This window comes from Parabacteroides sp. CAG:2, from assembly GCF_000436315.1.
Lineage (GTDB): Bacteria > Bacteroidota > Bacteroidia > Bacteroidales > Tannerellaceae > Parabacteroides > Parabacteroides distasonis.
In genome coordinates, this window is the sequence record NZ_FR885265.1 from 26,063 (window position 1) to 41,600 (window position 15,538).

The 15,538-nt window shown below is 45.8% G+C and carries 17 protein-coding genes; 3 read left to right on the forward strand and 14 right to left on the reverse strand.

Translation table 11 applies throughout. The annotated features are described in order from the left end of the window. Nucleotides 1-806 precede the first annotated feature (806 nt). Nucleotides 807-1,004 carry a hypothetical protein gene (locus QVP94_RS02835; RefSeq protein ID WP_005860990.1) on the forward strand — a complete coding sequence of 66 codons (198 nt, stop codon included), beginning with the start codon at nucleotides 807-809 and terminating at the stop codon, nucleotides 1,002-1,004. A 3-nt stretch (nucleotides 1,005-1,007) separates the two neighbouring features. Next, nucleotides 1,008-1,280 (forward strand): type II toxin-antitoxin system RelE/ParE family toxin, encoded by a 273-nt coding sequence (locus tag QVP94_RS02840; RefSeq protein ID WP_005860988.1) that lies wholly within the window; start codon nucleotides 1,008-1,010, stop codon nucleotides 1,278-1,280. A gap of 4 nt (nucleotides 1,281-1,284) precedes the next feature. On the opposite strand, the gene folE is transcribed toward QVP94_RS02840, so the two are convergent. The 14 genes from folE to bamJ (QVP94_RS02910) form a co-directional block, all read right to left on the reverse strand. After that, nucleotides 1,285-1,875, reverse strand: a complete 591-nt coding sequence (folE, locus tag QVP94_RS02845; RefSeq protein ID WP_010185314.1) for a GTP cyclohydrolase I FolE — start codon at nucleotides 1,873-1,875, stop codon at nucleotides 1,285-1,287. A gap of 5 nt (nucleotides 1,876-1,880) precedes the next feature. Then, on the reverse strand, nucleotides 1,881-2,387 hold the full coding sequence (locus QVP94_RS02850; RefSeq protein WP_008780624.1) for a cell division protein: 507 nt from the start codon (nucleotides 2,385-2,387) through the stop codon (nucleotides 1,881-1,883). 68 nt (nucleotides 2,388-2,455) lie between these two features. Continuing rightward, the gene (tpiA, locus tag QVP94_RS02855) at nucleotides 2,456-3,211 is read right to left on the reverse strand and encodes a triose-phosphate isomerase (protein ID WP_022191927.1); all 756 of its coding nucleotides are present in this window, start codon (nucleotides 3,209-3,211) and stop codon (nucleotides 2,456-2,458) included. A gap of 36 nt (nucleotides 3,212-3,247) precedes the next feature. After that, on the reverse strand, nucleotides 3,248-4,531 hold the full coding sequence (locus QVP94_RS02860; protein ID WP_005860979.1) for a BT_3928 family protein: 1,284 nt from the start codon (nucleotides 4,529-4,531) through the stop codon (nucleotides 3,248-3,250). Nucleotides 4,532-4,536: 5 nt separating this feature from the next. Then, entirely contained in the window at nucleotides 4,537-5,082 is a 546-nt protein-coding gene (locus tag QVP94_RS02865) for a DUF1599 domain-containing protein (RefSeq protein WP_005860977.1), read from the reverse strand. A 158-nt stretch (nucleotides 5,083-5,240) separates the two neighbouring features. Next, on the reverse strand, nucleotides 5,241-6,491 hold the full coding sequence (locus QVP94_RS02870) for a M23 family metallopeptidase (protein WP_022191928.1): 1,251 nt from the start codon (nucleotides 6,489-6,491) through the stop codon (nucleotides 5,241-5,243). 210 nt (nucleotides 6,492-6,701) lie between these two features. Next, a complete protein-coding gene (gene recG, locus QVP94_RS02875) occupies nucleotides 6,702-8,798 on the reverse strand; it encodes an ATP-dependent DNA helicase RecG (protein WP_005860973.1) in 2,097 nt (698 codons plus the stop codon). 22 nt (nucleotides 8,799-8,820) lie between these two features. Next, entirely contained in the window at nucleotides 8,821-9,519 is a 699-nt protein-coding gene (locus tag QVP94_RS02880) for a 2-C-methyl-D-erythritol 4-phosphate cytidylyltransferase (protein WP_005860971.1), read from the reverse strand. Then, nucleotides 9,519-9,716 carry an exodeoxyribonuclease VII small subunit gene (gene xseB, locus QVP94_RS02885; protein ID WP_005860969.1) on the reverse strand — a complete coding sequence of 66 codons (198 nt, stop codon included), beginning with the start codon at nucleotides 9,714-9,716 and terminating at the stop codon, nucleotides 9,519-9,521. Before xseB ends, QVP94_RS02880 begins: the two co-directional genes overlap by 1 nt. A 39-nt stretch (nucleotides 9,717-9,755) precedes the next feature. After that, nucleotides 9,756-11,090 carry an exodeoxyribonuclease VII large subunit gene (gene xseA, locus QVP94_RS02890; protein WP_005860966.1) on the reverse strand — a complete coding sequence of 445 codons (1,335 nt, stop codon included), beginning with the start codon at nucleotides 11,088-11,090 and terminating at the stop codon, nucleotides 9,756-9,758. Beyond that, nucleotides 11,071-12,453, reverse strand: coding sequence for a S8 family serine peptidase (locus QVP94_RS02895; RefSeq protein WP_008773976.1), 1,383 nt, complete (start codon nucleotides 12,451-12,453; stop codon nucleotides 11,071-11,073). Before QVP94_RS02895 ends, xseA begins: the two co-directional genes overlap by 20 nt. Nucleotides 12,454-12,554: 101 nt before the next feature. Further along, nucleotides 12,555-13,022 carry an Lrp/AsnC family transcriptional regulator gene (locus QVP94_RS02900; RefSeq protein ID WP_005860962.1) on the reverse strand — a complete coding sequence of 156 codons (468 nt, stop codon included), beginning with the start codon at nucleotides 13,020-13,022 and terminating at the stop codon, nucleotides 12,555-12,557. Nucleotides 13,023-13,206: 184 nt separating this feature from the next. Beyond that, nucleotides 13,207-13,917 carry a BamJ family beta-barrel-assembly machinery protein gene (gene bamJ, locus QVP94_RS02905; RefSeq protein WP_005860960.1) on the reverse strand — a complete coding sequence of 237 codons (711 nt, stop codon included), beginning with the start codon at nucleotides 13,915-13,917 and terminating at the stop codon, nucleotides 13,207-13,209. 20 nt (nucleotides 13,918-13,937) lie between these two features. Continuing rightward, on the reverse strand, nucleotides 13,938-14,525 hold the full coding sequence (bamJ, locus tag QVP94_RS02910) for a BamJ family beta-barrel-assembly machinery protein (RefSeq protein ID WP_005866557.1): 588 nt from the start codon (nucleotides 14,523-14,525) through the stop codon (nucleotides 13,938-13,940). A 161-nt stretch (nucleotides 14,526-14,686) separates the two neighbouring features. Here bamJ (QVP94_RS02910) and QVP94_RS02915 point away from each other — a divergent pair, with 161 nt between their 5' ends. Continuing rightward, complete coding sequence (locus QVP94_RS02915) at nucleotides 14,687-15,376, forward strand: SIR2 family NAD-dependent protein deacylase (RefSeq protein ID WP_005866555.1); 690 nt, start codon at nucleotides 14,687-14,689, stop codon at nucleotides 15,374-15,376. Nucleotides 15,377-15,538: the final 162 nt, after the last annotated feature.

Consider the following 15,538-nt stretch of genomic DNA (forward strand, 5'->3'; position numbering starts at 1 on the left):
GCAGGAATATCCAATCAAATTATTGTGACCAACGGAAGTATCCGGGGGATGAAAGGTAAAATCTCCTACTTTTGCCTTCTGAAGTGAATAACTTGCGGCTTGTCGAGTGAATAACTAACGAGTATACCCAGTGAATAACTAACGGCTTTAGAAGTGATTAGTTATTCACTTCTAAACGCTTTTTCTAGTTGTTGATCAAGCAAAATTCTCATTTCCATAAAGTCATCCACGAAGAGGCTTTTCTGTCTTTTTGAGTAGTATTAGAGCTTTTCCATGACCTCTCATTTCCACAGGAATCACAAGATAGAGGAGGGGAGATAACAATAAACAGTGCTTTTCCAATGAAAAAGACCGTTTTCGATACACATTAGGCGACAAAAGCCTACACATACGGTCGCGTTAAGCAACGCCAGTAGTGCCATTGGGCATTATAAGCAGTCGCAAATAGGGTTGTAAGTAGTCGTGAATGGGCATTCTTACCTCCTTATAGCCCTATCGTAACACCGTTTTTCCCTCCTTTTGCTCCATCGGATATGAATTACGATGAATTATTTTCGCTAGAACAAAAGGCTATTTTTCGGCATTGCTCTATCAATGAACCGATTGCTGATTTATTTTTTCAAATTCAAGCACAAGACGTACCTTAGCCCGGAAAAACCGATTCTCCGAGACTTCCGATTACAAATTGTCAATCCTAACAGATTGTCATATCCTTCGATCGTCTTTCTCGAAATCTCTCAAAGATGATTATCAATTCAATAAAAAAACGTATTTTTGTCACATACAATCTATAAACAACCCAAGATATGGAAGTGACAGTCAAGAAAGTAGAAATTACCTTACCGGAGGTAGACATGGCCTTGCTCAAAGAACTGGCCAAGAAATTCGGTTGGAATATCGGCAGGAAGAAGTCCGGTATAGAGAAGGGACTGGAGGATATCAAGGCCGGAAGAACACACAAAGCGAAAAACGCAGAAGATATGTTTCAACAAATCCTTGGTTGACCCATGTACCGATTGGAATACACCACGAATTTTAAGAAAGATCTTAAAACGTGTAAGAAAAGGGGATTAGAACTTCATCTACTTCAAAGGGTTATCGATATTCTTCAAGAAACCGGTACGCTCCCCAACCAATATCGCCCCCATAAACTAAGCGGTAAATTTGAGGGCCTATGGGAATGCCATATTAAAAGCGACTGGCTCTTAATATGGCAACAAAACGATACCGAACTGGTCTTGATCATGACCGATACTGGTACGCATGCCGACTTGTATTAAGTCATCAGCGGTTATGCTTGATCAGATTCATAAACTCCTCGCGCGTCTTAGCTTGTTGGAAAAAGCCTGTGAAATCAGAGGTAGTCGTCAAGGAATTTTGTTTCTCCACGCCACGCATCTGCATACACATATGCTGCGCCTCGATCACGACCATCACGCCCAACGGGTCCAAGGTCCTCTGGATGCAATCCTTGATCTGCATCGTCATACGCTCCTGTATCTGAAGGCGGCGGGCGAAGATATCCACTACCCTAGGGATCTTGCTTAAGCCCGTAATATATTTCTTGGGGATATAAGCCACGTGGGCCTTGCCAAAGAAAGGCAACATATGATGCTCACAAAGGGAGAAGAAATCGATATCTTTCACGATAACCATCTGTTTGTAATCCTCTTCCTGAAACATGGCGGAACGGAGTACCGCCTCCGGATCCTCATGGTATCCCTTGGTTAAAAACTGCATCGCTTTCGCTACACGTTCCGGCGTTTTAAGCAGACCCTCACGCTCCACGTCCTCACCCAGCAAACCCAATACTTCCTTATAATGGCCGGCCAAAGCTTCCCGGGCACATAGCGTCTCTTCGTTTACTTCTGACATCATCTTTAATTTAGGGGAATTTTTATCTCTTCTCGTACGATATACATTTCCTTTCCGTATTTCGGGAAAGCGCCCATCAACAGGCGCATCATATGATAAGCCTCCTCATGTGAGCGGAAATCCCCTACACGCAATTTCCAGAACGGGGCGTTGTAAGTGACATAGGTCGGGACCTCGGGAAAAAGCTCCTTGATCTCCTTCTCCTTACGAAAAGCCTCGTCTTTCGAGACCCGTTGGTTGTTACCGGAAAATACCTGCGTACGATACCCTTGTACCTTCAAGAAGGTAAGGCTATCGGTCGTCTCCACGTTCGCTCCACGCATACGCTCGCCCACCATCTCGCCAATAGCGGCGGATTGATTGATAACGACCTCGCCTTTTCCCAAACCGGATCTCCGCAATGCGTCGAATATGGTCGAACGCTCACCTTCCAACGCCGTCTGAGCGAATAAAGATGAAGTACCGGCCATCAAAAAGGCAAATAGCAATAAGATACAAGGAATTCTTTTCATCGATATACTATTAAAAGGGTATCTTTCCCCTCTGAAGAGGGAAAAGATGCCTTCTTATTATGAATTAATTAAAAAGCCTCGATAATCGGCATGAATTTGTCAACGGACAAAGAAGCGCCACCGATCAAACCACCGTCTACGTTCGGTTTAGCGAACAATTCCTTCGCGTTACCGGCGTTGCAGCTACCACCGTAAAGGATCGTGCAGTTATCAGCTACCTCATTGCCATATTTAGCGGCCAAAGTAGCGCGGATGTGAGCGTGGATCTCCTCAGCTTGCTCAGCGGAAGCAGTCTTACCCGTGCCGATAGCCCATACCGGCTCGTAAGCCAAGATGATCTTACCGAAATCCTCAGCGGAAAGGTCGAACAAAGAACCAGCGATCTGAGCGTCTACTACCTCGAAGTGCTTACCGGCTTCTCTCTCTTCCAAAACCTCACCGATGCAGAAGATCGGAGTCAAACCGTTAGCCAAAGCCAACTCAACCTTCGTCTTCAAGATTTCCGGAGTCTCATGATAATAAGCACGTCTCTCAGAGTGGCCTAAGATCACATATTTCGCACCAGTAGAAGCTACCATAGCGGCAGAAACCTCACCTGTATAAGCACCTTTTTCCTTGTCAGCGCAGTTCTCAGCGGCAACACCGATCTTGTTTGTATCGATAGCGGCAGCAACGCTTGCCAAGTGAGTGAACGGAGTACCGATGATCACATCGCAATTCGGAGTCTTACCCTTCAAAGCCTCGTCCAAACCTTTAGCCAAAGCAAGACCTTCAGTAAGAGTAGTGTTCATTTTCCAGTTTCCTGCAACAATATTCTTTCTCATAACTTAATAATTTAAATATGTAATACAAATAAATCTCTATTCAGATTCTTTTCCTTTCCGGCGACGGCGATTGCGCAAGGCATCGTATCCCCAAACCAGCAACAAAGGTACGGTAAAACTTAATAGGTTGGTTATTAGCCGGGCATCTTCTTTCGCTTTCCAGTCGGTATTTCCTTCCAGATAGCCGTTTACGATCGTTTTCAGGTCTTCTTCCTGTGGAATATCGTTGTAATGCCACTTCATCAAGATCGTACCTTTCTTCAGCAAGACCAATCCCGGGTTGGAGCGGATGATCGTTTTCAAAAGGACATCATCGGCCATAAGAAACGGATACTCGGCACCGGTATTATCACTCCATGTAGCGATAGCCTCGGCGGAAGAACCCGTCACGCAATAAAAGCCCAAACCGTTCTCCAAGGCGTAATCGTATACATTGTTGATCTCGTCAATACGCTCATCATCCGCATTCTCCAGACGGGGGGCGATCAAAAGAAAGAGACCTTTCGGGTCGTTCAGCAACTCATCAGTCACGTCTGCGTCATTCTCATTATAAATATGAAATGTGGTAACGGGGGGAACGTATCCTTGTTTGATCAGCTTGGTCTTTGAATCCACGAAAGTCCACGTGCTATCATCGGCCGGGGCGTTCTCCAAAGAAAATTCTTTCTGTACGCCATCCCTCTCGTAAATAAAAGAATACGCATATTCATCCTCGGGCGCACCTTCCGGTATCGACATCAAGGCAGGGATATTCGCACCCAACTTATAGGGACGGAAATCCAAGATCGGCAAATGATTATAATTCCGGTAAGCGAAACCGATAGCGAAGACATATGACCACAAAGCCACGAACCAGTAGACATGGTAGGTATAGCCTTGTAAAAGCCGCTGATTATGGATGAACACGTAAATAGCGGCGGCCAAAAGTACGACATTCTTATAGAAGGTCTGCCAATTACTGATCACCAAGGCATCCCCGAAGCAACCGCAATCCGATACGGGATTGAAGATCGCCAGATACAGCGTCAGCGGCGTCATGAAAGACATCATCAGCAAGGTCAAGAAGGTCGTATACCGCCGGTACACCCCTAATAGCATACAGACACCCAGCATGAATTCCAGAGCGGACAAGTTGAAGGAGATCAATACCGTAAAAGGTTGCAGCTTATCCAGCCCAAAGGAAGTCAGATAGTCGCCAATCTTAATGGCTCCTCCCATGGGATCGACAGCCTTCACCGTCCCGGAGAAGATAAAGACTACTCCCAGTAACAGGCGGCAGACCTCTGCGATCACTTTCTTTACGGTTTCCTTATATTCCATGTAGCTCACTCCTCACCAAACTCCAGCTTGATCAAACCGAAGAGGGCATAATTAATCATATCCATGTAGTTGGCGTCCACTCCCTCAGAAACGAGCGTCTTGCCTCCATGACTCTCGATTTGCTTAGTCCGATAAATCTTCATCAAAATAAGATCCGTATACGAGCTGATACGCATGCTGCGCCACGCCTCATCATAATCATGATTCTTGGCGTACATCAGTTCCTTCGTCTCCGCAATGTATTTATCGTATAATTCCAAGGCTTTCTCTATCGTGATATCGGTCGTATCCGCAAATCCCAACGCCAATTGGACCAAGCCGATCACACCATAATTAACGATAGCGATAAACTCCGGACGGATTCCCTCGTCCACCATGCTCGTCCCCTTGATCTCCAAGCTACGGATACGGTTCGCCTTGATAAATATCTGATCGGTAACCGACTGGGGGCGCATGATCCTCCACGACGGCCCGTAATCTTTCAACTTCTTCTCGAACAACTCCCGGCACAGGGAGATCACTTGCTCGAATTGTTCCTTTGTATTTGGCATACTATCCTAGATTATACCCGCGAATATAGGAAAAAAGACGTAGATGTTCTCGAAAATTCAAGACAACAAAAGCTAATAAGATAAATGAAAAGAGGTTACAACAAAAAGGAGCCACTTTATAAGCGGCTCCTTTTCGTTTCCTTACATCTTATATATCGCTATGAACAGCGTAATGAGCGTCCTAAACGCAACACGGTAGTCTTTGTGATACCGTTCAATTCGCAGAGTTTACTAACAGAAGTACCGTATCTTTTAGCGATAGCGCCAAGCGTATCACCGGATTTAATACGATGATAAACCGAAGTAGCCTCCACATCATTCATTGTATTCGTGTCTTCTCCTAAAGAAGCGGTAGCGGAAGAACTTGCCTGTACCGTGATTTTCTTAGAAGATACGGAAGCAGTCGATTTCTTTTGAGTTTGAGCTTTTGGAGTCGCTTTAGCCACGGTTTCCACACCGGCACTACAACGAATGGACTGGCCGATACGTAACATAGAAGTAGATTTCAATCCATTTAAACGACAAAGCTCATTCACTGTCGTACCATATATACGTGCGATTTTACCTAAGGTATCACCGGATTTTACACGATGGTACACCATCTGACTATTGGAAGATGTATAGATATTGCTCTTACGTCCGTTAATCTTGACGTTACGAAACACATATTGATCCTGATGAGGTATTGAGTTCTCGAAGTCAATAATATCAGCCGGGTTAATAGCCTGTCCAAGAAAACGAGTCTCAAAATGCAAATGAGATCCCGTAGAGCGTCCTGTATTTCCCCCTAAAGCGATCGGATCTCCAGCCCGTACGATATCGTTCACACCTACTAAGAATTTAGATAAATGACCATATACAGTCTCTAAACCATTCGGATGGCGAATCACAAGATAATAGCCATATCCCCTACGCTCGAAATTCTTGATACGCACCTTGCCGTCAAACGCCGCACGGATCGTATCTCCAATTTGCACTTTCAAGTCTATCCCCTTATGCATCCGTCTACGGCGAGGACCATACTTTGAAGTGACCCTTGTCATAGAGTCCATAGGCAAGACAAAAGTAGAACAATCAATCACGCAAGAATCCGGCATATCTACCTTTTTACCCCGGAAAGGATTCACCCATTCATTTGTCCATTCGCCATATAATTCATCGGCAGGGAACATCAAGTTCTCTCTCGCCTCCAACTCCGCTTTCTCATTAATCTCCGCAAGCTCCTTCAAAGCCATATCTTTCTTAAAGCCAACACGGTCGGCCATTAACTCAGATACACGCTTGTCCATAAGTTTGTGGGTTGGATGATTGGGAGTCTCCGGAGTTTCCGGTTTCACCGGATTCTCCGCATTTGCAGTCGATACCATCACAGCGGCACAACAAATGAATAGAAATGTCTTTATACTCATTTTTTGATAACTTTCATTCTTATAATTCAGGATAAAACGGCAATACCCGGCATCTCTGCCTGATTGTCAACTTGTCAAAGTTCGGAAATTTGAATAAGCCGACAAAATTGATTAACGAAAAATTTCTGCAATGACTTTGAATAAAAGCAAAACAAGCGAACAAACAAGTTAAATATCAAAGGCTTACAGAACAATATGTTTCACAACATATTAGCTAATCATTCCCCAATTTATCTTCCTTGTGAACAGAGTTTTGAGCCTTTCGCTCAATATCCGGTGCTGTTCGGACAATAATTCGGGGTCTTCGTCAAGAACTCCTTGAGCGATATCCCGCGCATACTGAAGTATTTGTCCATCGGCCGCCAAGTCCGCTATTTTAAGGTCTATCCCCTCGCCACTTTGTCGGGTACCTTCCAAATCTCCATGTCCCCGGAGACGGAGATCCGCCTCAGCGATCTCAAAGCCATTCGTACTGTTCACCATAATCTCCAATCGCTTACGAGTATCATTACTTAGTTTATAGGATGAGACCAAGATACAATAAGATTGTTCAGCACCACGTCCTACCCGGCCACGAAGCTGATGAAGTTGAGAGAGGCCGAAACGTTCAGCACTCTCGATCACCATGACGGATGCGTTCGGCACGTTCACGCCAACCTCTATAACCGTAGTAGCCATCAAGATTTGCGCCTCGCCGGAGATAAACTTCTGCATCTCGGTATCCTTATCCGCCGCTTTCATACGGCCATGTACCATACATACCTTATATTCAGGGAAAACCTCCTTGAACGTCTCAAAACCGGCCTCCAAGTCTTTATAATCCAGTTTCTCATTTCCTTCAATCAACGGATATACCACATAAACCTGACGCCCCTTTTGTATCTCTTTCCGAAGGAACTCATACAATTGCGCCTTTTTATTATCATAGCGATGAAGCGTTTGTATCGGTTTACGTCCCGGAGGTAACTCATCGATCACCGATACATCCAGATCCCCATACAAAGTCATCGCCAAAGTACGGGGAATCGGGGTAGCCGTCATCACCAGCACATGCGGCACGATAGCGTTCTTCATCCAAAGGCGTGAGCGTTGCTCCACACCAAAACGGTGCTGCTCATCGATAATCGCTAATCCCAACGAAGAGAAAACCACCGTCTCCTCAATCAACGCATGCGTCCCGATCACGATCTGGATCTCACCGCTGGCAATAGCCGGTAATATCTTATCCCGCTCCTTCTTCTTGGTAGATCCAGTCAAAAGAGCGACCTTCACGTCCATATCTTTCAGGAATCCCATGATCGTCGCATAATGCTGGGTCGCCAAGATCTCGGTAGGAGCCATCATACAAGCTTGGCAATGATTATCTATCGCCAATAGCATAGACAATAAGCCTACCAAAGTCTTGCCACTCCCCACATCACCTTGCAGCAGGCGATTCATTTGCCGCCCGCTACCCATATCGATCCGGATCTCACGGACTACCCGCTTCTGGGCGTTCGTCAACTCAAAAGGAAGATACTCTTTATAGAACGTATTGAAATAATGGCCGACCGTCGGGAATATGATCCCTTTTAGCTTCAGTTTCCGAACACTAGCAGTACGTAATATATTTAATTGTATGAAGAAAAGCTCGTCAAACTTCAAACGTAACTGGGCATCACGCAACTTAGCGGCAGATTCCGGGAAATGGATATTCCGCATCGCCTCTGTCATAGACATCATATGGATCCGTTTCAATACGTCGGGGGAAAGCGTCTCCGGAAGTTCCCAGTTCAGCCAGCTTAACAACGTATATTGCAGGTTCTGGATCGCCCGGGAATTCAAGAAAGATTTCTTCATTTTCTCCGAGGTATTATAGAAAGGAGTCAAGCCATTCGCCACTTGATCAGCTTGCTCCATTGAGTCGATATCCGGATGCGGTATGTTATAGGTATGCCCGAACTCCGTAGGCTTTCCGAAAACTATATACTCAGTATTGGGACGATACTTATCCGTCACATAATTCAAGCCCTTGAACCAAACCAAATCGATCGTGCCCGTACCATCCGAGAACTTACCAACCAGCCGTTTACTCCGCCCCTCGCCTAGCGTATCGAAATAGAGAATCTGGCCTTTCAACTGGATATAAGGCATATTCCCGCTGATCTCAGCTACTTTATAAAACCGGCTGCGATCTATATATTTATAAGGAAAATAAAAGAGCAAGTCCTCATACGACGATATCCCCGCTTCCTTTTGCAGGATATCCGCCTTCTTGGGTCCTACTCCCGGCAAGTACGTAATCGATCGCTTATCAAGGTCCAGCATAACGTCTATGAGTTTTTAGGGTTTACCGGGCAAACATCGCTTCCGCTATTAACAAATCAAAGGGCGTGGTAATCTTGATATTCTCACGATCACCGGGAACCGTATCAATCGCATGCCCCATCGCCTCCACCACGGAAGCGTCGTCCGTAAATAAAGACGAATAAGGTTGCTCATAGGCTTTTGTCAATAATTCCAGAAGGAAGACTTGCGGGGTTTGTACAGCCATATAGCGGGAACGGTCCACCGGATGGCTCCCTTTTTCATCTGTCTCACGCAGGGAATCAATCATCGGAACAACCGGGATAACGGCTCCCGTGACAGCCGCTTTATCAAAGCAGGCCTCAACAACCTCCGGAGAGACGAAAGGACGAACGCCATCGTGCACAGCGACCAAACTCAGACCGCTATCCTCCTCCCCCTTCCGACGCCTCTCCGCCAAAAGCCAATCCAACCCATTCTTAACCGAGAAGAAGCGAGTATCTCCCCCTTTCACGATCGCATGCGGGACCTTGCAGCCGATTTCCTTGCAAAGCATATTCCAATACGGCTGATGATCCTCCGGAAGCACAAGGATTATACGTGCGGAAGCATCCCAACGATGAAAAGCCTCTAAGGTATGCATCAAAAGAGGTTTCCCCCGCATAGGAATAAACTGCTTCGGCAGATCTCCACCCATACGAAGCCCTTTACCCCCGGCAACGATCAAGACGTACTTATCCATCAATCCAATTCCTCCAAAACTTTTTTAACTTCCTCATCCACTTTATACAGCTTCTCCTTGCAGAGCTTGATCAGACGGGTAGCTTCTTTTACCTTCTCGGACAGGATATCGACATCTAAGTCTCCATTCTCGATCTCAGCCACGATCTTACGAAGTTTCTCGATCGCCTCGTTATATGTTTCTTCTTTTTTCGCCATATTAATTATGTATTTATCGGACGGTTATAAAACCACCCTCTATGGTTTGATAATACTTTTTATTTCACCATCGATGAAGCGAGTCGTCAGTTCTTCGCCGGCTCGCAAATCAGAGGCATGTTTGATAATCTTGCCATCTTTCAAGGCTAAGCTATATCCCCTCTTCAATATATAATCAGGAGAAGCCATCTTGATAAACTGCCCCGTAAGCTGGATAAAACGCCCACTCTCGGAAAGTTTAGAGGTAATACCGTTCCGCAAGCGAAGTTCCGTATTCTCAAGCACCGACTGGCGGCGTGATAACAAGCCCGATGCCATCGCAGGTAAACGACTCGCTATCGTTTGCAGTCCCGAACGATTCCGCTCGATCCGGCTTGTCACGATAGAAGGGAAACGGGTCGTTACCAATTGTAAATAGTTTTTCTGTCGGGATAGAATATCCATAGCCAATAAACTCACGTCTTGACGCAAACTCTCCAACTCCTCACCAACGCTATCCATTCGGGAAATAAGGAACTCGGCGACAGCGGTCGGTGTCTTCATCCGGGTATGCGCTACCAAATCTACAACCGTATCATCCCGTTCGTGCCCGATACCCGTGATAATCGGTAAAGGGAATTGAGCGCAATTCGCCGCCAACAGATAAGAATCGAAGCTATTCAAGTCCGAGGTAGCCCCACCCCCACGGATAATCACGACCACATCAAAAAGATCTTGATGTTGATAAATCCGGTCTAAAGCCGCTATTACAGAAGCCTCCGTCCGTTCTCCCTGCATCAAGGCGGGGAATAATTTGGTATAGAACGGATAACCTCCTTTATTCCGTGTCAACTGATTCATAAAATCCTCGTAGCCGGCAGCCGTCGGAGAAGTAATGATAGCGATTCTCCTAGGAAGTAGCGGAAAAGGCAATTCCTTATTCAGCGTAAAGACCCCTTCCTCCTGCAATTGGCGGATAATCTCCATACGCTTACGCACCATATCCCCCAACGTATAAGCCGGATCGATATCAAGCACCGTAAGGCTCAATCCATATAACTCATGGAACTCAACAGACACCTTCACCAACACTTTCAAGCCGGAAGCGAACATCTGACCGGTCTCCATCTCGAAATAAGGTTTCAACATACGAAATGTCTTCGCCCAGATAGACCCTCGTACCTTGGCCACCAATTGCCCGGTCTGCGCATTCTTCTCCACAAACTCCAGATAACAATGTCCGGAAGAAGTATTCACCCGCACATCGCTCATCTCCGCACGCACCCAGCAAGTCTCCGGGAAAGCCCTCGACAACGCACCCCGTATACGAGTATTCAGCTCTAACAAAGATAGAGCCTCTTTCTCACCCGATAAGTTATTTAGATTCGGCCGCATATTTACGCTCTTGTTTATAAGCTTTGTACACATCCGGGATGCCATATCCCAACTCAGCGTCCGGTTGCTCAAACTTACTGCCGAAACGCTGCAAAAGAGAGATTATATCCTTATTCGTCAGACTGGGAAACGCTTGCCATAGACAAACACCCAACCCCGCTAAGATCGGCGTAGCGAAAGAGGTACCGTTCGCGTAACGGATATTCCCCGTAGGATCTATCACGCAACAGCCCGTACCCAAGGCAACCACATCCGGCTTCACCCGGTAATCCGCCGTAAAGCCAACAGAACTGAAATTACTTTTCTTCTTACGATCCGTGATAGCGCCCACTGTCAATATATCCGGGGCATCCGCTGGAAAGGTTATCTTTCCCCAGCTACCGCCCCCCTCGTTGCCGGCGCTACTAAACAACAAGATCCCTTTTGATGAAGCCATCTTAGCGGCACGACTGATCAAGGAAGTCCTCCCGTCCAATTGATCTTGATGATAGTTCAGGGCCTCTACATCAAAAGAGAAATACCCCAACGAAGAAGAGACCACATCCACTCCCACGCTATCGGCAAATTCCATAGCTGCCGTCCAATAATCCTCCTCGATGGGAAACTCCGAACGGCTATCCTCGCTCTTTATCAGCCAATATTCGGCTTGGGGAGCCGTACCGACCATCAAGCCCGGCGCATCAGCGGCCAAGCAAGATAAGACCTTCGTCCCATGATCATCCCCGATGAAAACGCTTCGGCCGGGGAAAACCACGTTATGCGTTCCTAATAACCGCAAGGAATCAAATACGCTGATCCGATCCACGTTCATGAAACCGGCATCGACCACGGCCACACGCATACCCTTACCCTTAAAGCCCGCCTCATGCAATTTGATACCGTTCAGCATCTTGATCTGCTCCTCGGCATAACCGTAAGGCGATTTCTCCGGTTTATCTATTGGCATAAACCGTGTCGTATCATTCTCCTCCCTAGGAATATCGATTTCCTCGTCACCTTTCCAGACCCATTTCACGGAATCCACGATCGGGAGGCGCAAGAGACGCTCAGCGACCAAGCTATCCGGACTGGACACCACGACCGTAGAGAACCATTTGCTCTCCAGCACCGGTTTTCCTCCATTGGCGGACAAGGTATCCAGATAAGCTTGAGCGATCGGCAAATCCGATTCCGACACCGATATACCTTGCCGGTTCCGTCGCTCAACAGACTCCTTGGAAAGATATTCCTCCGGGTTATCCAGCGTATAACCGGAATCCCCTTTATCTTTCAAATACACCCGAAAACGAAAACTTTCCCCCGCATGTACTCCCAAAGAAAACAAACTGAATACGAAAACGAATATTCCTATATATTTACTCATAGAACCTCACACAATTACGAATTACAAAGATAGATGATACCGCCGAATAAACAAAAAAGCCCGGCACTGGAATAGGCCGGGCTCATGTATAATTCTTCGTCTTATTCATTGATATTACAGATAGGGATCTCACGTTTAACACTTTGGCGTAAAGAAATCAAGGTCTCTGTAGCCGTAACACCCGGTATCTCTTGAATCTTGGAGTTCAAAAGCTCCATCAAGTGCTCGTTATCACGGGCATACAGCTTGATCAGCATCGTATACGGACCCGTAGTGAAATGGCATTCTACCACTTCGGGTATTTTCTCGAATTCCGGGACAACATCCTTGTACATAGATCCACGCTCCAATTTCACGCCGATATAGGTACATGTATTATACCCCAATATTTTAGGATTGATGTGATACCCTGAGCCAACGATCACATTCATATCAATCATGCGTTGAACCCGTTGATGAATAGCTGCACGAGATACACCGCACTCCTCGGCAACATCTTTAAAAGGAATCCTAGCATTCTTTGAAATAATGTTCAATATCTGCCGGTCCAGTTTGTCTATCTTCTCCATTTTAAATTCGCTTTATTATATGCATTCAGATTTAATGTATCAAAAGTATATAATAAATTTGAATCATATATCATTCTGAAAGAAAAAAGTAATCAATAAATAATAAAAGCGGGCAAAAAATGCTTTTTAGCATAATTTGCCCGCCTATTATCTTACAAACGTTCCGTTTCTATTTCTTCGCTACTTATTCTTTTACGATGTCAAGCAACTCAACCTCGAACTTCAATACGCTGTTCGGTTTGATATCTTGTCCTGCGCCACGTTCGCCATAAGCCAACTCAGCCGGGATCCAGAAGATATATTTAGAACCGACCGGCATGATCTGCAAGCCCTCAGTCCAGCCCTTGATTACTTGGCCAACACCGAACTCAGCCGGCTCGCCACGATCCACGGAGCTATCAAACTTAGTACCGTCCAATAGAGTTCCGGTATAATGAACTTTTACCTTATCGGTAGCGGTCGGCTTCGCGCCTGTACCTTCTTTCTCTACCTTATATTGCAAGCCGCTCTCAGTCGTGATAACGCCTTCTTTTGTCTTATTCTCCGCCAAGAACTTATCGCCCTCTTCTTTTGTCTTCTTAGCCTCGCGAGCCTGAGCCTCTACGAAGTAAGTCTGCAAATATTGTTGAGCCTGTTGCGGATTCATCTTCATCGCAGAAGAATCCCCTTTGATAGCTTGGATAAAACCAGCGATCAAATCATCTACGTTAGCCTCACCACCCGGCAAAGTCTTTAAGTTTTCCTTATAACCGGCACCTGTGCTGATACCAATAGCGTAGCTTGCGCTATCGATAGAAGTCTTCAAGCTCGCGCTTTTGTGAGAATCACCGCAAGAGGTGAAAGATGCGCCCATTGCTACAATCACTGTAGCGACTAATACACTTAACTTTTTCATTTTTCTTTAACTCTTATATATTATTTTTCGATATCTAATAACTCAACGTCGAAGATCAACGTACTATTCGGCTCGATAGCCTCACCTGCCCCACGCTCGCCATAAGCAAGGTTAGACGGGATAAACAATCTCCATTTAGAACCGACCGGCATCAACTGCAAAGCCTCTACCCATCCCGGGATTACCTGTGAAACACCGAATACGGCGGGCTCGCCTCTCTGTACGGAGCTATCAAACACCTGACCGTTGATTAACGTACCGTGATAGTGGCATTTTACCTTATCGTTCGCCGTAGGTTTAGCGCCTGTACCATTCTTCAGCACCTCGTATTGCAAACCGCTAGGCAACTCTACCACACCAGCCTTATGCTTATTGATAGAAAGGAACTCCTCACCGGCTTTCTTATTGATCTCCAGTTTCTCTTGTTGAAGCTTCATGAAGTAATCATTGATCACTTGTTTTGCCTCATCATAACTAAGAGCAGGTTTTGCCTCTGTTAAGACGTCATTCAATCCCTGTACAAAATCTTCCACTTGAAGATCCTTGATGCCTGAGTTCTGGAAATTATTTCCGATACTTAAGCCAAGCGCATAACTTACTTTATCCATTCTTTTTTCTTGTTCAACTAATTATAAGCCACAAAAGTAATGCTTTTAATCGTATAACAGCATTTTGTAAGAACTTTTTATTTCATTCAAAGCTTTTTACGAAATAAAGTCGTAACTTCGTAACTATTAATATATACATCTATACATTAAACAAGTAACAGATGAAAAAGTTAGTCATACTTACCGGAGCGGGAATGAGCGCAGAGAGCGGTATCTCCACTTTCCGTGACTCGGACGGGTTATGGGAGAAATACCGGGTGGAAGATGTCGCCACGCCGGAAGGCTTCGCCGCCAACCCTAAATTGGTTCTCGACTTCTACAACCAGCGCAGAAGAGAGCTATTGAATACGAAACCTAACGCCGGTCACCTCGGCCTTGCCGCCTTGGAGAAAGATTTCGACGTACGGATCATTACCCAGAATATCGACAACTTACATGAACGCGCGGGTAGCAGCCACGTGATCCATCTGCATGGAGAGTTGATGAAGGCATGCTCCGTAAGGGATCTGGACACGACCTACAATCTATCGCCGGAGAACCCGGATATTCATCTGGGCGACAAGGACCCTCACGGAAATCAGCTACGTCCTTTCGTTGTATGGTTTGGAGAGGCGGTACCCATGATAGAGCCTTCCATCAAGCTGGTGGAAGATTGTGATATTTTCGTGATTATCGGTACCTCCTTAAACGTCTACCCTGCTGCCGGATTACTAAACTACGTGCGCCGGGGCCAACCGATCTACTTGATCGACCCGAAAGATGTACGTACTTATCGCAACGATATCGAGCATATACAGGCCGGGGCCTCGGAAGGGGTCAAGAGGCTGACGGAGTTGCTTACGCAGAATTAAACAATTCATACACTCATTAGGTCTGACGAAGGCAAGTATAAACACGAAGTCCTTGGCATGCGAACACATTGCCAAGGACTTGTCTTTTTATCCGCTTCCATCCTCACGGAAGTACTTACGGATGAACTTTAATTTATTACTTTAGTATTAATATTAATCCAA